The following is a 17444-nucleotide window of genomic DNA, read 5'->3' on the forward strand; positions in this document are numbered from 1 at the left end:
GAGCAGCATGTTTTCCAAGCTCAGACTTACTGCTGCGGTCGCCGCGCTACTGCTGGCCGCGACGGCTTGCGGCGGTGCGAAGGTCGGCGACTCCGGCGGGAGCGACGCCGGCAGCAAGGGCAAGTGCGGCACGGTCAACCTGGCGATCAACCCGTGGGTCGGCTACGAGTCGAACGCGGCGGTCGTCGCGTACGTGGCGGAGAAGCAGCTCGGCTGCAAGGTCGTCAAGAAGAACATCCTCGAGCAGGTCGCCTGGCAGGGCTTCTCCACCGGCGTCGTCGACGTGGTCATCGAGAACTGGGGCCACGACGACCTGGTGAAGAAGTACATCACCGACGACAAGGTGGCGGTGGACGCGGGCTCCACCGGGGTGCCGGGCAAGATCGGCTGGTTCGTGCCGCCGTGGCTGGCCAAGGAGCACCCGGACGTCCTGGACTGGAAGAACCTGAACAAGTACGCGGCCCAGTTCAAGACGTCCGAGTCGGGCGACAAGGGACAGTTCCTCGCCGGGGACCCGTCGTACGTCACCAACGACGCGGCGCTGGTGCAGAACCTGAAGCTGAACTTCAAGGTGGTGTACTCGGGTTCGGAGACCGCGCTGATCACCGCGATGCGTCAGGCCGAGCAGCAGAAGAAGTGGCTGCTCATGTACTTCTACACGCCGCAGTGGTTCCTCAACGAGGTGCCGGCCGTGAACGTGAAGCTGCCCGAGTACAAGCCGGGGTGCGACGCCGACGCGAAGAAGGTTGCGTGTGACTACCCCGAGTACGACCTCAACAAGATCGTCAGCAAGAAGTTCGCCGACTCCGGCAGCCCGGCGTACACGCTGGTGAAGAACTTCACCTGGTCGGCCGAGGACCAGAACGAGGTCGCGAAGGCGATCGCGGTCGACAAGGTCCCGGCCGACGAGGCGGCCAAGAAGTGGGTCGAGGCCAACCAGGACAAGGTCGACGCCTGGCTCCAGGGCACGTAGGCGGTGACCCCGGCGGTCCTACGGGGCCGCCGGGGCCTTCGCCCGAGCCACCAGGGCCTTCGGGGCGTCGGCGAGGAAGTTCACCGCGGTGACCTCCTGACCTTTCACGACGATCGGCTCCGTCAGCACGACGCGGACGTTCACCTCGTTGTTCACGGCCACGAACAGTTCGTCGTCGATCAGCCGCAGGGTCCGGATCGACGACTCGAGGTTCGTGCGCTGCTGCGTGATGCTCTCGATGGTTCCCCAGGGGAGCGTCAGGTCGAAGTTCCCGCCGTGGCGCACCCGGAGCGCCTCGGGTGTCACCAGGTGCGGGTACGTGCGCATCCCGGCCAGGAGCCCGAGCATCCAGAGCAGGCCCCAGACGCCGATGACGTCGGCGACCAGCCGGATGCCCTCCCACGGCAGGATGAAGTGCACGACCACGGTCTCGACGGCCGACCCGAAGATCCAGAGGCACAGCACCGGCGTGACCAGCTGGGCGTACCCGAACGGCTCCCCGCCGCGCACGTCGGGCCGGCGCGCCACCCAGCGCGCCAGGTTGCGGTAGATCCGTAGCTCGAACAGGACGGCCCGGCGAATCATGCTGGTCTCCCCTCGGCGATCGCGGCACGCAGCCGCTCCACCACGCCCGTGAGGCTGGTGACGAACTGATCGAGCTCCCCGGGTGCCATCGGCCCGAAGAGCTGCTCGGCGAGTTCTTTCTGGCCGGACTGGAAAGCGTCGACGATGGCCGCGCCCCGCTCGGTCGTCGAGACGAGCGTCGCGCGCCGGTCGTCCGGGTGCGGTGCGCGGATGACGTACCCGGTCTGCTCCAGCCCGTCGACCAACCCGGTGATGTTCCGTGCGCTGACGTTCAACGCCTCGGCCAGGCTCTTCTGGGTGCTCGGCCCCTGGGCGCCGAGCACCCAGAGCAGGTGCGCGCGCGGCTCGGTGAGGTGATCGCTCGCCAGGCTCTGCGTCATGTCCTCACCGAGCAGGACGGTGAGTTCCAGCACGAGGTCGAGGGCATTCACTGAAGTCGGCACATAGTGAATGTACTTCATTATTACCTGGGTTCATAGACTGTTTATCGGCTGGTTCGTCGGGAAGCCGGGGCGCATGAACCAGCCCGCGCAGCAACAGGACGTTCCCGGAACCCAGTCGGAGATGACGCCGCGCCCGGACTGCGGCGAGAACAGTTACCGAGGCTCTGGCCGCCTCGTCGGCAAGGCCGCGATCATCACCGGCGGTGACAGCGGCATCGGCCGCGCCGTCGCGATCGCCTACGCCCGGGAAGGAGCAGACGTCCTCATCTCGTACCTGAACGAGCACGAGGACGCCAAGGAGACCGCGAAGTACGTCGAGGACGCCGGCCGGAAGGCCGTGCTCGTCCCCGGCGACGTGTCGGAGCCCCAGCACTGCAAGGACATCGTCGCCAAGGCCGTGGAGGAGTTCGGCCAGGTCGACGTCCTCGTCAACAACGCCGCGTTCCAGATGACCCACGAGTCGCTGGAGGAGATCCCGGACGACGAGTGGGAGCACACGTTCGCGACGAACATCTCCGCGTTCTTCTACCTGGCGAAAGCCGCGGTGCCGCACATGCGGCCCGGCTCGGCGATCATCGGCAGCTCGTCGGTGAACTCGGACATGCCCTCGCCGACGCTGGCGCCGTACGCGGCGACGAAGGCGGCGATCGCGAACTTCTGCGCGAGCCTCGCGCAGCTGCTCGGCGAGAAGGGCATCCGGGTGAACAGCGTCGCCCCCGGCCCGATCTGGACGCCGCTGATCCCGGCGACGATGCCGCCGGAGAAGGTGGAGAAGTTCGGCCAGGACACGCCGCTCGGCCGGGCCGGACAGCCGGCGGAGCTCGCGCCGGTCTACGTGCTGCTCGCGTCGGACGAGGGCAGCTACATCTCCGGTGCGCGCATCGCGGTCACCGGCGGTCGCCCGATCCTCTGAGCCGACCCGCGGAGGGCCGCCAGGTCGAGGCCGACCAGGCGGCCGTCGCGTTTCACGACGCGCCCGTCGACGAGCACGTGGCGGACGTTCTCCACGCCCGCGGACGTGACGACGGCACCGGCCCGGTCGCCGGTGAGGTGCGCGAAGCCGTCGATGAGCAGCACGTCGGCCCGCTTGCCCACGGTCAGCGTGCCGATCCGGTCGGCCAGCCCGATCGCCCGCGCGCTGTCGACAGTGACCGACGGGAGAAAGCTCGCCGCCGGAACGATCTCGCCGGTGCGCACCCGCTCGGACCAGAGCAGGGCCCGGAGCGGCTCGAACAAGCCGGCCGGGCCGTTGATCGCGGTGTCCGTGCTCAGGCCGGGACGCCCACCGGCGGCGGCGAACCGCGCGTACGGTGCGGCCGCGGCCCGGATCGCGGCCTCGCAGGTCGGGGCCATCGTCACGCCGACGCCGGCCTCGGCCAGCCACACCGCGTCCGGCTCGCTCATCGCGTTGAGGTGCGCGATGTTCAGGTCCGGGCCGAGGAGCCCGTCGGCGTGCAGGCGCGCGACGCAGGCGCCCTGGGCGTGGAACGAGATCAGGACGCCGAGCGAGCGGCCGCGCTCGATGTCGCGCACGGCCCGGTCGTAGTCGTCGATCTCCGGCCCCATGATCGCCAGCGCCTGGTCCGGCCCGCTCACCTCGGGCGTGCCGATCAACGTCCGGACGCCGACCGCGGCGAGCGCGTCCGCGGCCGCCTCGGTGTGTTCGGGGGCGAGCGCGCCGTGCCGCCAGTCGAAGATCGTGGTGATACCGGCGTTGAGCGACTCGGCCGCGCCGAGCAGCGTCGCCGCGTGCAGGTCCTCGGGGGTGAACGCCGCGAGGCGGGGGAGCACGGTGTCGCGGTAGCCGGTGATCGACAGATCCGCGCCGGCGCCCCGTAGCCCGGCCTGCCAGACGTGCTGGTGACCGTCGACCAGACCGGGAATCGCGGTCAGCCCGGTGGCGTCGACGATCTCCGCCCCCTGCGGCTCGATGCCCGCTCCGACGTCGACGATCGCGCCGTCCTCGATCAGCACGGTGGCGTCCGGGACCTCGGGACCGCCGTCGCCGGGAACGAGATGGGCGTGAACGAGTGCAGTACGCAAAGCGCCTCCCTAGAAAGCTTTCTGCAAAGCTATTCCGAAAGCTTTTGCGACGCAAGGGCGGCGCTAGGATGGCCAGGTGAAGCGGGACCGCACCGATGGGGCCTTCGAGATCTGGGGCGCCGAGCTGCCCGGCGCCGTCGGGGAGGAGTGGGCGCTGGCCAAGCGGGCCACCCGGCTCTCCGCGCTGATGGCCCGCGCGGTGGACGCCGAGCTCGCGAAGCTCGGACTCACCAAGGCCGAGAACGACATCCTGTCGGTGCTGCGCGCGTCCGGGGAGCCGTACCGGCTCCGCCCGTCCGACCTGGCCCAACGGCTCATGCTCTCGTCCGGCGGCATGAGCAACCTGCTGCGGCGCCTGGCCGCGGCCGGCCTCGTCGACCGCGACCCCGACCCGTCCGACGCCCGCAGCTCGTGGGTCGTCCTCACCGGGGCCGGGGTGGCCACCGCCGAGGACGCGGTCCGGGCCGCCGCCGCGGCCCAGGCCGCCTACCTGCGTGGAGTTCCGCCGGAGACGACCAGGGCCGCGCTCGACGCCCTGCGCGACGTGCTCGTCGCGCTGGGGGACACGCCTTAGAGGTTCTGGCCCCCGGACGCCTCGATGCGCTGACCGGTGATCCAGCCGCTGCGGTCGCTCAGCAGCGAGGCGGCCACGCTGCCGATGTCGTCCGGCAGCCCGACGCGGCCCAGTGCGATGTGCTGCGACAGCATCTCCTGCAGCCCGGCGTTGTCCCGCACGGCGCCACCGGCGAAGTCGGTCGCGATCACCCCGGGAGCCAGCGTGTTCACGGTGATGCCACGCGGCCCCAGCTCCTGGGCCAGGTACCGGGTGAACACCTCGACCGCGCCCTTCATCGCCGCGTACGCCGCGTAGCCGGGGCTGGTGAAGCGGGCCAGACCGGTGGACAGGTTGAGGACGCGACCACCGTCGGCCAGCAGCGGGATCAGCCGCTGGGTGAGGAAGAACGGGCCGCGCAGGTGCACGCCGAGCAGCGAGTCGAACTGCTCGACGGTGGTGTCGGCGACCGTCGCGTAGATGCCGGTGCCGGCGTTGTTCACGAGGTAGTCGAACGTGTCCCGGCCCCACCGGTCGGCCAGCGCCGCGCGGACCTCGTCCACGAACGCCTCGTGCGCGGCGAGGTCACCGACGTCGAGACGGAAGGCCACGGCCGTGCGGCCGAGCTTCGTCAGCTCGTCGACGACCTCCTGGGCCTCGTCGGCGTTCGACCGGTACGTGAGGATCACGTCGACGCCGTCCTCGGCGAGGCGCAGCGCGGTGTTCCGGCCGAGCCCGCGGTTGGCTCCGGTGATCAGGGCGATTTTGGACATGGGTGTCTCCAGGAAAGTGGTGCGATGAGTGAATTCAGACGTCGACGCGGTCGCCGATGACCGACAGGAGCTGCAACTTCTCGTAGCTCTCGGTGCCTGGCGTCGCGGTGAAGACCAGCAGGCTCTGCGACTGGTCCGGGTCGAGGAGGGTCTGGCACTGCACTTCGAGGACGCCGAGCTCCGGGTGGCTGATGCGCTTGAACTCGGGATGGCCCGCGCTGATGTCGTGCTCGGACCAGACCGCGGCGAACTCCTGGCTCTCGGCCAGCAGCGCCTCCACCAGCGCCGCCGACCGTGACCCCTTGCCCTCGACCAGGTACGCGTCACGCAGCCTCGCGGTGAACGCCCGGCCGTGGATCGGGTGGTCTTCCTCGGGATAGATCAGGCGCGACCGGGGGTCGGTGTACCAGCGGTAGACCGTGGCCCTGGCCATGCCGGTGAACTTCATCTGGTCGCCGAGCAGCGCCTTCGCCATCCTCGTCTGGCGCAGCGCCTCCCCGAGGTGGGTGAACACCAGTGCGGGAGTGTCGTCGAGCCGGTCGAGGATCCGCATGATGCCGGGGTTGACGTGGTCGGTGCGGACGGCCCGCTGGGGGGCGGTGTGGCCGGCGATCCGGAACAGGTGGTCCCGTTCGTCCAGCGTCAGGTGCAGCCCGCGGGCGATCGCCGCCAGCATCTGCTCGGACGGGTTCGGACCGCGCTGCTGCTCGATCCGGCTGTAGTAGTCGGTCGACATACCGCAGAGCGCGGCGACCTCCTCGCGACGCAGCCCACCGGTGCGCCGGCGCGGCCCGCGGGGAAGCCCGACGTCCTCCGGCTGCAACGCCTCCCGCCGCGAGCGGAGAAAATCCGCCAACTGCGCCCGGTCCGCCATCGTTCCTCCCCTCGTCGCCTGCCGACGGGACCAAGCATCACCCGTTCCGCGGCCAACAGGTAGGACACGTTCATCCAGGGATCTTTCATCCCTGCCTAAGGGTCTGGCTGGGCAGCTCGCCGAAGGCGGAACGGTAGGCGGCGGCGAACCGGCCCCGGTCGGCGAAGCCCCAGCGGCGGGCGACGTCGGCGACCGTGGAACCGTCGCCGGGCTGCGCGTTCTGCAGTTCCTCACGCACCCGGCCCAGCCGCACCCGGTACAGCTGGCCGAGCGGCGTGGTGTCCAGGTGCCGGGCGAACGCGGCCTGCAACGAGCGGGTGCCGACGCCGGCGGCCGCGGCGATCGCCTCGAGCGTCACCGGCTCCGCGGCGTGCTCCTCGATGAACTCGACCGCGCGACGCACCACCGAGGGGGCCGACCAGCCCGACCCGGGCACGTAGTCCGTCGTCATCGTCGTGTTCGGGAACGTGGCCAGCACCGCGGTGGTGGCCGCCTCCAGCACCGCGGACAACAGCAGCGGATGCACCTCGAGCGGCTCCGGACCGCTGAACACGCCCGTGATGTAGGCCGTCGTCGCCCGCCAGTGCCTGGTCATGGCCGCCGACACCGGCGTCATGCCCTCGAAGCGGAACTCCGCCGGGTCGACGCCGAGCCGGGCCGCGGCCCGGCTCGTCAGCTCACCGGGCATCTGGATCACCTCGTACGCCACCTCGTCCATGACGAAGTCCAGCGGGACGTGACGCGGGTACAGCACGCACTCGCCGGGGCCGGCCACCACCCGCGCACGGCCGGACGACATGTCGAAGCGCCCCTCGCGGACCCGCAGGACCAGCGTGGTGTCGAACGGGTCAGCGTTGATCACGATGTTCGCCCGGTACTTGGCCCGGTCCAGCGTGAGGCCCCCGGCCCGGACCGACCGGGACGAGAACCGGAACGCGCGCACGTCACCGGAGATCCGCGGCTGGTGCTCGACGTACCGACGGCTGATCAGCTCCTGAACCTCCCCCATGTCCCGGGAGTCGAACCTGTCCCGCTCAACGTTGACCGAACCGCCCATGGCGCGAATCCCCCTCACCCGCCGCGCACTGAGGCTGAACCTCTCGAGCGTCGGAATCAACCCCGTAGCGTGTGGTAGCGAAGGTTCGACGCACCACCAATCCCTCGGGCCACCGGCTCCGAATGACCAGCGGACCCGTCGACTCAGGAGGGCACGAATGGACCGCTGGAGGCGCGCTCGCGCTGCCGCACCACCGCCCGACGGTGGTGACACCGACGTGCTGGGCACCCTGCTCGCCCGGGTCGGCCGGGGCGACGACGACGCGTTCGCGCGGCTCTACGACGAGGTGTCGCCGCGTGTCTACGGCGTCATCCTGCGCGTGGTGCGTGACCCCGCGCAGGCCGAGGAGGTCGCCCAGGAGGTGCTCGTCGAGGTCTGGCGCACGGCCGCCCGGTTCGACCCGGCCCGCGGGACGGCGTCGGGATGGATCGTGACGTTGGCGCACCGGCGCGCGGTGGACCGGGTACGCGCGGCGCAGGCCGCGACCGACCGGGAGAAGCGGGTCGCGGTGCCGGAAGCGCCGGCGTACGACGTGGTGGCCGACGAGGTCGCCGGGCGGCTCGAGCACCAGCAGGTGCGGCGGTGCCTGAAAGGTCTGACCGACGTCCAGCGGGAAGCGATCACGCTGGCGTACTACGGCGGGCAGACCTACCGCGAGGTGGCGGCGACGCTCGACCTCGCTCTCCCCACTGTGAAGACCCGGATGCGGGACGGCCTGATCCGGTTGCGCGACTGCCTCGGAGTAGGCCGATGAACGATCACCCGGAGTTGCTGAACGGCGCCTACGCCCTGGACGCGCTCGACGACACGGAACGGGCCGCGGTCGAGCGGCACCTGCGGACGTGCCCCACGTGTGCGACCGAGGTGGCGGGGTTCGCGGAGGCGGCGGCGCGACTCGGCGGCGCCTCGGCGGTCGCGCCGCCGCCCGAGCTGCGCAACCGGGTACTGGCCGCGGCGCGGGCCACGCGGCAGACCCCGTCACGCGTGGCCGGCCTGCGCCCGCCGCGTGGCCGGCGGCTGGCCGCGGTGGCCGCCGCGGTCGCCGTGCTGGCCGGCGCGATCGGGACGACCTGGTGGGTGCAGGAGACGCGGGTCGGCGACGAGCGCGCGCGGGTCGTGGCGGCCCAGGAGGAGAGCGCTCGGATGCGTGCCGTGCTCGCCGCGCCCGACGCGACGCTGCGTGTCTCACCGGACGCGCCCGCGGGCCGCTTCACCGCGGTGTACTCGGCGTCGCAGGGCGCGGCCGTGCTGACGTTCGACGGGCTCGGCGCCGTGCCGAGCGGAAAGACGTACCAGCTCTGGCGGGTGTCCGGCGGGGTCGCACGCAACCTCTCGGTGCTGCCGCCGGACGCCCGGAGCGGATCCCGGGTGGTGGAGAACCTGTCGCCGGGCGACCAGCTGGCGGTGAGCGTCGAGAACGAGGGCGGCGCCCCCCAGCCCACTTCCCCCTATGCCTCGGTGACGATGGGACGGGCGTGATACCCCTCGAGGCATGAAAACCACGCTCACCTGGGCGGTGTTCGCGGTGACGGCCGCGACCACCGCGCTGGGGTACGCGGTGCCCGCCTTCTCCGACGCGCTGGCCCGCGACCCCGCGTTCTTCGACGGGCAGGTCTGGCGCCTGGTGACGCCGATCCTGGTGAACCCGGAAGGCTGGGGGCAGGTGCTCACCAACGGCATCGGGCTGTTGATGTTCGGAGCGATCGCCGAGCGGGTGTTCGGCCGGCGCGCGTGGCTCGCGCTGTACCTCACCGGGGGAGTGGTCGGCGAGGTCTACAGCTACGCGCTCGAGTACTACAGCGCCGGTTCGTCGGTGGCGGTGGCCGGCCTGCTCGGTGGGCTGGCGGCCTGGCTGATCAGCGGGGCCGCGAAGGTGGCGCTGGCGCTCCGGGCCGGCGCGGGCGCCGTGCTGCTCCTCGGCGTGCTGCTCGCCGCGACCGGCGACAACCACGGGGCACCCCTGCTGGCCGGCGCGTTGCTCGGGGGAGCACTGGCGTGGCGCTCGGCCCTGCCCCCGGCTCGCTCTCTACGCGAACACTAGAGCGAGCCGCTCGTCGACCGTGAGGGTGTCGAGTCGACCGACACGCCGAAGCGCTAGGCGGTACCCCGTAGAAGGGCGGTCAGTACCCGGGTGAGACGTGGGCCTACCTCGACGATCGCGTGGCCTAGTCGGGGATCGCCGCGGTAGAGCGCCTCGATCTCCGGGCCGGGTGTGGCCATCTGCCAGAGCGCACCGGCCAGCGAGGTGGCCGTCGCGATCAGGTCGACACCCTGCTCCTCGCTGAGCCCGGGACGCAGCCGCCGGAACTCGGCGACCAGCGCCTCGACCTGCTCCAGCGTCACGAGCTTGAACTCGCGCACCGATTCCAGCGACACGTTGCGCTCGAGGTTCAGCGGTGCCTGCGCGAGCAGGTCACAGAACATCGGCCGGCTGACCAGCGACTCCGCGATCTCGCCGGCGACCAGCTCCGGGGACGCCTCGCCGGGCGTCAACAGCGCGAGGCGGGCACGGAGATCCGGCCCCCACTCGCGCCATCCCTCCGCGGTCAACAACAGATATATCTGTTCCCGCGTTTCGAAATATCGCAACAGCGCCGACTTGTGCATACCGACCGCGTTGGCGATATCAGTCAGCGTGATCTGCCGGATGCCCCGTTCGAGGCCCAGCCGGCGGGCGGCGTCCAGGATCGCCTGTTCCCGCTGTTGCTTCGCTTCCACCGACCGCGCCCGCTGCACCACCCCATCGTATCGCAACGCTGTTGCGGTATTAACGAAACCGCGTTTTACTAAAGGCATGTCCATTTGGTTCATCACTGGGTCGTCCCGCGGCTTCGGCCGCTCACTCGTCCGCGCCGCTCTCGACGCCGGGCACCAGGTCGTCGCCACCGCGCGCCGGCCGGAGACGCTGTCCGAGTTCGGCGATCAGGTCCTCCCGGTGGCCCTCGATGTCACCGACCCGCAGGCCGTCCGCGCCGCACTGGCCGCCGGCGTCGAGCGCTTCGGCCGCATCGACGTGGTCGTCAACAACGCCGGTTACGCGAACGTCGCCCCGATCGAAACCGGCGACGAGGCCGACTTCCGCACGCAGTTCGAGACCAACTTCTGGGGCGTCTACCACGTGTCGCGAGCGGCGATCCCGCAGCTCCGCGCCCAGGGTGGCGGCACGATCGTGCAGTTCTCGTCGATCGGCGGGCGGGTCGGCGGCTCGCCGGGCATCGCGTCCTACCAGGCCGCGAAGTTCGCCGTCGACGGTTTCAGCCGGGTGCTGGCCGCCGAGACCGCGCCGTTCGGGGTGCGTGTGATGGTGGTCGAGCCCAGCGGGTTCGCCACCGACTGGGCCGGTGCGTCGATGACGGTCCACGACATCCCGGCCGAGTACGACGCCACGATCGGCCTCATGCAGCGCCGGGTCCGCGCCAACGACGCCGGCGCGGCGGGCGACCCCGATCGGGCCGCCGAGATCATCGTGCGCGCGGCCGGTCGCGAGCACCCGCCTTCCCATCTGCCTCTCGGGGTCAACGCGGTCGAGATGGCCCGCGCGTACTCCGAACACCAGCTGGACGAGGGCGCGGCCTGGGCCGAGGTGGGCCGCAGCGCCGACTTCACCGAGCCCTACCCGGCCCCCCATCCCGTGGAGGAACCCACCTCGAAGTCCGGGTGACCCGGCGACCGCTCAGAACGCCGGGTCGGTCAGGAGCTTGTCCAGGCGCACCGGCAGATTCCGCACCCGCACCCCGGTCGCGTGCCAGATCGCGTTCACGATCGCGGCCGGCGACCCGACGATCCCGATCTCGCCGATTCCCTTCACCCCGAGCGGATTCACCGACGAGTCCTCCTCGTCGAGCCACGCCGCGTCGATCCACTCGACGTCGGCGTGCGCCGGCACGTGGTACTCGGCCAGGTCGTGGTTCACCCAGTCGCCGGTCGCGGCGTCGAGCACGCTCTCTTCGTGCAGCGCCATCCCCAGGCCCATCGTCATGCCGCCGATGAACTGGCTGCGCGCGGTGCGTGGGTTCAACACCCGCCCCACCGCGTACTGACCGAACAGTCTCGACACCCGCACCTCGCCGGTGTCCGCGTCCACCCGCACCTCGGCGAAGTGGGCCCCGAACGCGTGTTTTCCGGCGTTCTCACGCGAGCGGACGTCCGGCCCGGTGTCGAACGAGGCCGAGAGCCCGGACGACGGCACCGGTCCGGTCAGGTGCGTCAGCTCCTCACGCAGTTTCCGGCACGCCCCATCCACGGCCCAGCCCCACGACGCGGACCCCGACGACCCACCGGCGATCGACGCGCGCGGCAGTGAACTGTCGCCGATGCGCACTGTCACGTTCTCCAGCGGAACGCCAAGCACGTCCGCCGCCACCTGGTGCAACACGGTCCGCGACCCGGTGCCGATGTCCACCGCCGCGACCTCGACGAGCACGTTGCGCGACGCGTCGATCCGTACGGTCGCCCTCGACGGCATCACCATCGACGGGTAGGTGGCCCCGGCCACGCCGGTACCCACCCACCAGCGCCCTTCGCGCCGCTGCCGGGGCTGCCGCGGCCGGGTGTCCCACCCGAACCGGGCCGCGCCCAGACGCAGGCACTCCACGTAGTGCCGGCTGCTGAACGGCGTCCCGTCCTCGGGTTCGACGTCCGGCTCGTTGCGGATCCGCAGCTCGATCGGGTCCAGGCCGAGTGCGGCGGCGAGCTCGTCGACCGCGCACTCCAGCGCCACCATGCCGGGTGCCTCGCCCGGCGCGCGCATCCACCGCGGTGTCGGCACGTCCAGCCGCGCCAGTTGGTGCGACGTACGCCGGTTCGGCGCCGCGTACATGTGCCGCGTCACCACCGCGGTCTGTTCCGCGAACTCGAACAGCTGCGACGTGTGCTCGACGACGTCGTGCGCGATCGCGGTCAGCACGCCGTCCGCGGTCGCCCCGAGCCGCACCCGCTGGATCGTCGGCGTCCGGTGCCCGACCATCGTGAACAGCGCCTGCCGCGGCAGGGCCAGCCGCACCGGGTAGCCCACCACCCGCGCGGCCATCGCGGCCAGGATCGCGTTCGGACGCGCGCTGCCCTTCGACCCGAACCCTCCGCCGACGTGCTCGGCGACCACGTGCACCTGGCTCGATTTCAGCCCGAAGACCTTCGCGACCTGCGAAGCGATCGCCGACGGCCCCTGGTTGGAGTCGTAGAGCACCAGTTCGTCGTCCACCCAGAGCGCGGTGGTGGCGTGCGGCTCCATCGGGTTGTTGTGCAGCGCGGGCGTCTCGTACGTGACGTCGACGGTCGTGGCCGCGTCGGTCAGCGCCGCCTCCACGTCGCCGGACGACGTGTCCGACGGGAACGCCGGGTTGACCTTCTCCGGTGTGTAGAGGCCCGGGTGGTCGTCGCGCAGGAGCACGTCGTGCTCCTCCTGCGCGATCTCCAGTTCGACGCCGAGCGCCGCGCCCCGGGCCGCCTCGAGCGTTTTCGCGACGACGAGCGCGACGACCTGGCCCCGGTAGCTGATCGTCGGAGACTGCAGCACCGCGAGTTCGGGGTCGTCGACCTCGCTCAACGTCGGGGCGTTGCCGTGCCAGAGCGTCGTCAGCACGTCGTCGCCCTCGGGTGCCTCGAGTCCGGTGAGCGTGCCGCGCGCGACCGGGGACTGCACCACCCACGCGTACACGACGTTCTCGACCGGGTACTCGACCGCGTACCGGGCGGTCCCGGTCACCTTGAGCGGCCCCTCGATACGCGCCACCGGCGTCCCGATCGCCCCCGGCCGGGTCGGACTGAGCGTCATCGGAGCTCCTCGAGCGTGGTGGCCACGAGATTGCGGATCAGCGGCACTTTGAACGCGTTGTCGCGCAGTGGCTCGGCCGCGGCGAGCTCGGCGTCGGCCGCGGCCAGGAACGCTTCACGGGTGGCCGGTCCGCCGCGCAACGCCTCCTCGGCCGCACGCGCGCGCCAGGGTTTGTGGGCCACCGCCCCGAACGCGAGCCGCGCGTCGTCGACCCGGCCCTGGTCGTCGAGCCGCAGGCAGGCCGCCACCGAACCGACCGCGAACGCGTACGAGGCGCGGTCGCGGGCCTTGCGGTAGGCGCTGGGCAGCCCCAGCGGAGGCAGGTCGACCGCGGTGATCAGCTCGCCCGGCTCCAGCACCGTGTCGCGGTGCGGCTGGTCGCCGGGCAGTCGGTGCAGCACCTCGATCGGGATCGTGCGCTCGCCGTCCGGCCCGGTGACGCGGGCGACGGCGTCGAGGGCCACCAGCGCGACCGCCATGTCCGACGGGTGGGTGGCGACACACGCGTCGGAGGCGCCGAGGACCGCCAGGTTGCGGTGATCGCCGTCGCGGGCAGGACAGCCGCTGCCGGGCACGCGCTTGTTGCAGGGTTTCGTCGCGTCCATGAAGTACCGGCAGCGGGTGCGCTGGAGCAGGTTCCCGCCGGTCGTGGCCATGTTGCGCAGCTGCCCCGACGCGCCGGCGAGCAACGCCTGGCTGAGCACCGGGTAGTGCCGCCGCACCACCGGGTGCGCGGCGAGCTCGCTGTTGCGCACGCCCGCGCCGATGCGCAGGCCCCCGTCCGGCCGGCGGACGACGTCGTGCAGCGGCAGGTGGTTGATGTCGACGAGCGTCTCCGGTGCGGCGACGCCGAGCTTCATCAGGTCGACGAGGTTCGTGCCGCCGGCGAGGAACGTGCCCTCGGCGGCGACGGCCTCGTCGACGTCGGTGACCGCGCGGTAGGCGAACGTCTTCACCGGGCCGCCTCCACGATCGCGTCGACGATGTTGGGGTACGCGCCGCAGCGGCAGAGGTTGCCGCTCATCCGCTCGCGGACCTCTTCCCGGCTGAGCTCCGGTGTTTCTCCGGTGACCGCGCTGGGCCAGCCGTCGTTCAGCTCGCCGAGCATGCCGACCGCGCTGCAGATCTGCCCCGGCGTGCAGTAGCCGCACTGGTAACCGTCGTGCTCGAGCATCTCGCGCTGCACCGGGTGCAGGTTCTCCGGTGTGCCGAGGCCCTCGATCGTCGTGATCCTCGCGTGCTGCTGCGAGATCGCGAAGATCAGGCAGCTGTTGACGCGACGGCCGTCGAGCAGCACGGTGCAGGCACCGCACTGGCCGTGGTCGCAGCCCTTCTTGGCACCGGTCAGGCCGAGGTGCTCGCGGAGCGCGTCGAGGAGCGTCGTGCGTGGGTCGACGGTGAGGTGGTGCGTGGTGCCGTTGACGGTGAGCGCGAACGTCGCGCGAGCGGATTCGGGCATAACGCCGATCTACCCGCGCTGAACGGGGATTAACTCTCCAGCGTCGCCGCGTGGTTCGGCACGAAGTGCTGGGAGTCGCGCGGCGGGCGCTGGTAGCCCGACGACTTCGGCCGCTTCGGCAGCTTGATCTTCGGCTCGCTGACCTGCTGGTACGGCACGGTGGAGAGCAGGTGCGCGATCATGTTCAGCCGCGCCGAACGCTTGTCGTCGCTCTGCACGACGTACCAGGGCGCTTCCGGGATGTCGGTGTGCACGAACATCTCGTCCTTGGCCCGGGAGTAGTCCTCCCAGCGCGCGATCGACTCCACGTCCATCGGCGAGAGCTTCCAGCGGCGCAGCGGGTCGTCCAGCCGGTCCTCGAAGCGACGCTGCTGCTCGGCGTCGCTCACCGAGAACCAGTACTTGCGCAGCAGGATGCCGTCCTCGACGAGCATCCGCTCGAACAGCGGGCACTGGTGCAGGAAGCGGCGGTACTCGTCCTCGGTGCAGAAGTTCATCACGCGCTCGACGCCGGCCCGGTTGTACCAGGACCGGTCGAACAGCACCGCCTCGCCTTTCGTCGGCAGGTGCTGGACGTACCGCTGGAAGTACCACTGGCCGCGCTCGCGGTCGGTGGGCGCGGGCAGCGCGACCGTGCGGGCGTAGCGGGGATTCAGGTACTGGCTGACGCGGCTGATCGTGCCGCCCTTGCCGGCGGCGTCGCGTCCTTCGAAGATCACGAGCAGCCGGTTGCCGGTCTGACGCAGCCAGGCCTGCATCGTCACCAGTTCGGTCTGCAGCCGGAGCAACTCGGCCTCGTAGACCTTCTTCCCGACCCGCGCCTCTTTTGCCATCTGTTCACCCTACGGGGGTCAGCGGCGGGTCACCGGCGAGGACGGCCAGGATGTTGTCCACGGCCAGCGACGTCATGGCCAGGCGGGTCTTGGCGGTCGCGCTGCCGATGTGCGGCGTCAGGACGGTGCGGTGGCCGACGGCGAGCAGATCGGGGTGGACGTCGGGCTCGTTCTCGAAGACGTCCAGGCCCGCGCCGGCGATCTCGCCCGACCGGAGGGCTTCGGCGAGATCCTTCTCGTTGACGAGCGGACCGCGCCCGGTGTTGATCAGGATCGCGGTGGGCTTCATGAGCTTCAGCGTCTCGCGGTTGATCAGGTGCCTGGTCTCGTCGTTGAGCGGGGCGTGCAGGCTCACGACGTCGGACTCGGCCAGTAGTTGCCCGAGCGGCAGACGCGACGCGCCGAACCGCTCCTCGGCCGCCGGGTGCGACGAACGGGCGGTGTACCGGATCGTCATGCCGAACCCGAAGTGCGCGCGGTGCGCGAGCGCCTCGCCGATGCGTCCGAGGCCGACGATGCCGAGCGTCGCGCCGGAGATGTCGATGCCCATCGGCTCGCGCAGCAACTGGAACGGGCCGGTGCCGTGCGCGCGGGTGTCGGCGTCGGACCGGGGGATCTGCCGGGCGACCGACAGCATCAGCGTCATCGCGAGGTCGGCGGTGGCGTCGGTGAGGACGTCGGGCGTGCGGGTGACGATGGTCTTCGCGGTGTTAGCGGCGGCCACGTCGATGTTGTCGAAACCGGTGGCGATGGTCGCCACGATCGTGAGCCGGGTGCGCGCGAAGACGTCCCCGGTCAGCTTGTCGGTGAGCTGGCTCAGCAGCGCGTCGGCGTCCGCGGCGGCGTCGACGAGTTCCTCCGGGCTCAGGCCCCGAGGCGAGTCGAGCGCGACCACCTCGTGCCCGGCGTCCCGGAGGCGCTGGAGCTGCTCTGCGTGTACCGGCTGGGTGACGACGATCTTCGCGACCATATGGTCTGAATATCAGATGGTCAGAACTTGACTCATTCCAGTTACCCTGGAGGGGTGGCCGAGGAAAACACCCGCGCTCAGTTGCGCGACGCCGGGCTGCGGGTGACCGCGCAGCGTGCGTCCGTGCTCGAGGCGCTGCGAGACCAGCCGCACGTGACCGCGGACGCGGTCGCCCGGCGGGTGCGTGAGCAGGGGATCACGATCTCCACCCAGGGCGTCTACGACGTGCTGGACGCGCTCACCGCGGTGGGGCTGACCCGGCGGATCGAGCCTGCCGGCTCCGCCGCGGTCTACGAGGCGCGCGTCGGCGACAACCACCACCACCTCGTGTGCCGCGCCTGCGGCACGATCGTCGACGTCGACTGCGTCGTCGGGTCGCCGTCGTGCCTGACGCCGGCGGGCTCGCACGGGTTCGTGGTCGACGAGGCCGAAGTGGTGTTCTGGGGCGTCTGCCCGGGCTGCTCGCGACTTTCGTCGTAGCGCCGCGCGACGCCGCCGCCGCCGCCCGACGATCATGATCATCGCGGCGGCGAGCAACCACGGCTAGGGGCGCCAACCGGGGTCGCGGCCACTGAGGCCGAGGATCCGCATCAGGGGCGGCGCGTCGGCCGGTACCGGCACCTCGGGGCCGAAGATCCCCAGCTGCCGCCCCTGCTCGGCCATCCCCTGCGCCTCCGACACGAGGGGACGCAGCACCTCGTCCGGCCAGGTCGGTGACTGCCCGGTCGCCCTGGCCAGGTCCCAGCCGTGCACCACCAGCTCGGTGAGCACCATCCCGCCGATCATCGGCGCCGGGAAATCCGTCGGGCCGCCCATCCGGGTCGTGCCCTCCCAGGCTTCCGGTGTGCTCCATCCGGCGACCAGCTCGTCGAAGCGTGCGTCGAGCTCCCGGCGCCAGTCCGCCGGGGGTTCGACCGGGGCGGTCTCCACCTTCCGCGCGGCCCCGATCAGCGCGGGCGCCCACTGCAGCAGGTGGTTCAGCAGCGCCAGGACGTCGAACTCGCGGCACGGCGTCGGCGCGCCGAGCTGCTCGTCCCGGATGGTGCGGACGACGGTCCGCGTCGGCTCCACGGCCTGGGTGATCAACATGTGCATGCGTTCCACGCTA

21 protein-coding genes are annotated in these 17444 nt (G+C 71.2%); 8 read left to right on the plus strand and 13 right to left on the minus strand.

Going from position 1 to position 17444, the window contains the following annotated elements:
• Positions 1–7 precede the first annotated feature (7 nt).
• On the plus strand, positions 8–973 hold the full coding sequence (locus ABD437_RS24255; protein WP_344651209.1) for an ABC transporter substrate-binding protein: 966 nt from the start codon (positions 8–10) through the stop codon (positions 971–973).
• A gap of 18 nt (positions 974–991) precedes the next feature.
• Here the strand turns inward: ABD437_RS24255 and ABD437_RS24260 are convergent, their stop codons facing one another.
• A complete protein-coding gene (locus tag ABD437_RS24260; RefSeq protein ID WP_344651210.1) occupies positions 992–1558 on the minus strand; it encodes a hypothetical protein in 567 nt (188 codons plus the stop codon).
• On the minus strand, positions 1555–2001 hold the full coding sequence (locus ABD437_RS24265; RefSeq protein WP_344651211.1) for a MarR family winged helix-turn-helix transcriptional regulator: 447 nt from the start codon (positions 1999–2001) through the stop codon (positions 1555–1557). The genes ABD437_RS24260 and ABD437_RS24265 overlap by 4 nt, the downstream gene beginning before the upstream one ends.
• A gap of 73 nt (positions 2002–2074) precedes the next feature.
• Here ABD437_RS24265 and ABD437_RS24270 point away from each other — a divergent pair, with 73 nt between their 5' ends.
• On the plus strand, positions 2075–2914 hold the full coding sequence (locus tag ABD437_RS24270; RefSeq protein WP_344651212.1) for a glucose 1-dehydrogenase: 840 nt from the start codon (positions 2075–2077) through the stop codon (positions 2912–2914).
• Here the strand turns inward: ABD437_RS24270 and ABD437_RS24275 are convergent.
• A complete protein-coding gene (locus ABD437_RS24275; protein WP_344651213.1) occupies positions 2863–4044 on the minus strand; it encodes an amidohydrolase family protein in 1182 nt (393 codons plus the stop codon). The genes ABD437_RS24270 and ABD437_RS24275 overlap by 52 nt on opposite strands.
• Before the next feature lie 76 nt (positions 4045–4120).
• Here ABD437_RS24275 and ABD437_RS24280 point away from each other — a divergent pair, with 76 nt between their 5' ends.
• Positions 4121–4618, plus strand: a complete 498-nt coding sequence (locus ABD437_RS24280; RefSeq protein ID WP_344651214.1) for a MarR family winged helix-turn-helix transcriptional regulator — start codon at positions 4121–4123, stop codon at positions 4616–4618.
• Here the strand turns inward: ABD437_RS24280 and ABD437_RS24285 are convergent.
• From ABD437_RS24285 to ABD437_RS24295, 3 genes are all read right to left on the minus strand, one after another.
• A complete protein-coding gene (locus ABD437_RS24285; protein ID WP_344651215.1) occupies positions 4615–5370 on the minus strand; it encodes an SDR family NAD(P)-dependent oxidoreductase in 756 nt (251 codons plus the stop codon). The two genes, ABD437_RS24280 and ABD437_RS24285, sit on opposite strands and share 4 nt — an antisense overlap.
• A gap of 34 nt (positions 5371–5404) precedes the next feature.
• Positions 5405–6244: a helix-turn-helix transcriptional regulator gene (locus tag ABD437_RS24290; RefSeq protein WP_344651216.1), complete on the minus strand. Its 840-nt coding sequence runs from the start codon at positions 6242–6244 to the stop codon at positions 5405–5407.
• Positions 6245–6329: 85 nt separating this feature from the next.
• On the minus strand, positions 6330–7253 hold the full coding sequence (locus ABD437_RS24295) for an AraC family transcriptional regulator (RefSeq protein ID WP_344651217.1): 924 nt from the start codon (positions 7251–7253) through the stop codon (positions 6330–6332).
• Between the two features lie 205 nt (positions 7254–7458).
• On the opposite strand from ABD437_RS24295, the gene sigK reads away from it, so the two are divergent.
• From sigK to ABD437_RS24310, 3 genes are read left to right on the plus strand one after another with little or no spacing between them, the layout of a single operon-like run.
• Positions 7459–8055, plus strand: a complete 597-nt coding sequence (gene sigK / locus ABD437_RS24300) for an ECF RNA polymerase sigma factor SigK (RefSeq protein ID WP_344651218.1) — start codon at positions 7459–7461, stop codon at positions 8053–8055.
• Complete coding sequence (locus ABD437_RS24305; protein ID WP_344651219.1) at positions 8052–8780, plus strand: anti-sigma factor; 729 nt, start codon at positions 8052–8054, stop codon at positions 8778–8780. The genes sigK and ABD437_RS24305 overlap by 4 nt, the downstream gene beginning before the upstream one ends.
• A 13-nt stretch (positions 8781–8793) precedes the next feature.
• A complete protein-coding gene (locus ABD437_RS24310) occupies positions 8794–9342 on the plus strand; it encodes a rhomboid family intramembrane serine protease (protein WP_344651220.1) in 549 nt (182 codons plus the stop codon).
• 53 nt (positions 9343–9395) lie between these two features.
• Here ABD437_RS24310 and ABD437_RS24315 read toward each other — a convergent pair whose 3' ends face one another.
• Positions 9396–10055: a TetR/AcrR family transcriptional regulator gene (locus tag ABD437_RS24315; protein ID WP_425558222.1), complete on the minus strand. Its 660-nt coding sequence runs from the start codon at positions 10053–10055 to the stop codon at positions 9396–9398.
• 40 nt (positions 10056–10095) lie between these two features.
• Here ABD437_RS24315 and ABD437_RS24320 point away from each other — a divergent pair, with 40 nt between their 5' ends.
• Positions 10096–10962, plus strand: a complete 867-nt coding sequence (locus tag ABD437_RS24320) for an SDR family NAD(P)-dependent oxidoreductase (RefSeq protein WP_344651222.1) — start codon at positions 10096–10098, stop codon at positions 10960–10962.
• 12 nt (positions 10963–10974) lie between these two features.
• On the opposite strand, the gene ABD437_RS24325 is transcribed toward ABD437_RS24320, so the two are convergent.
• The 5 genes from ABD437_RS24325 to ABD437_RS24345 are packed head-to-tail and all read right to left on the minus strand — an operon-like array spanning position 10975 to position 16336.
• The gene (locus ABD437_RS24325; protein ID WP_344651223.1) at positions 10975–13074 is read right to left on the minus strand and encodes a molybdopterin cofactor-binding domain-containing protein; all 2100 of its coding nucleotides are present in this window, start codon (positions 13072–13074) and stop codon (positions 10975–10977) included.
• The gene (locus ABD437_RS24330; RefSeq protein ID WP_344651224.1) at positions 13071–14030 is read right to left on the minus strand and encodes an FAD binding domain-containing protein; all 960 of its coding nucleotides are present in this window, start codon (positions 14028–14030) and stop codon (positions 13071–13073) included. Before ABD437_RS24330 ends, ABD437_RS24325 begins: the two co-directional genes overlap by 4 nt.
• On the minus strand, positions 14027–14533 hold the full coding sequence (locus ABD437_RS24335; protein ID WP_344651225.1) for a 2Fe-2S iron-sulfur cluster-binding protein: 507 nt from the start codon (positions 14531–14533) through the stop codon (positions 14027–14029). The genes ABD437_RS24330 and ABD437_RS24335 overlap by 4 nt, the downstream gene beginning before the upstream one ends.
• 29 nt (positions 14534–14562) lie before the next feature.
• Entirely contained in the window at positions 14563–15366 is an 804-nt protein-coding gene (ppk2, locus tag ABD437_RS24340) for a polyphosphate kinase 2 (protein ID WP_344651226.1), read from the minus strand.
• A 4-nt stretch (positions 15367–15370) separates the two neighbouring features.
• Positions 15371–16336, minus strand: coding sequence for a 2-hydroxyacid dehydrogenase (locus ABD437_RS24345; protein ID WP_344651227.1), 966 nt, complete (start codon positions 16334–16336; stop codon positions 15371–15373).
• Between the two features lie 54 nt (positions 16337–16390).
• Here ABD437_RS24345 and ABD437_RS24350 point away from each other — a divergent pair, with 54 nt between their 5' ends.
• Positions 16391–16816, plus strand: a complete 426-nt coding sequence (locus tag ABD437_RS24350; RefSeq protein ID WP_344651228.1) for a Fur family transcriptional regulator — start codon at positions 16391–16393, stop codon at positions 16814–16816.
• A gap of 63 nt (positions 16817–16879) precedes the next feature.
• On the opposite strand, the gene ABD437_RS24355 is transcribed toward ABD437_RS24350, so the two are convergent.
• Positions 16880–17431, minus strand: coding sequence for a TIGR03086 family metal-binding protein (locus ABD437_RS24355; RefSeq protein ID WP_344651229.1), 552 nt, complete (start codon positions 17429–17431; stop codon positions 16880–16882).
• Between the last annotated feature and the right edge of the window lie 13 nt (positions 17432–17444).

It is taken from the genome of Cryptosporangium japonicum, assembly GCF_039524755.1.
GTDB classification, from domain to species: Bacteria; Actinomycetota; Actinomycetes; order Mycobacteriales; family Cryptosporangiaceae; genus Cryptosporangium; species Cryptosporangium japonicum.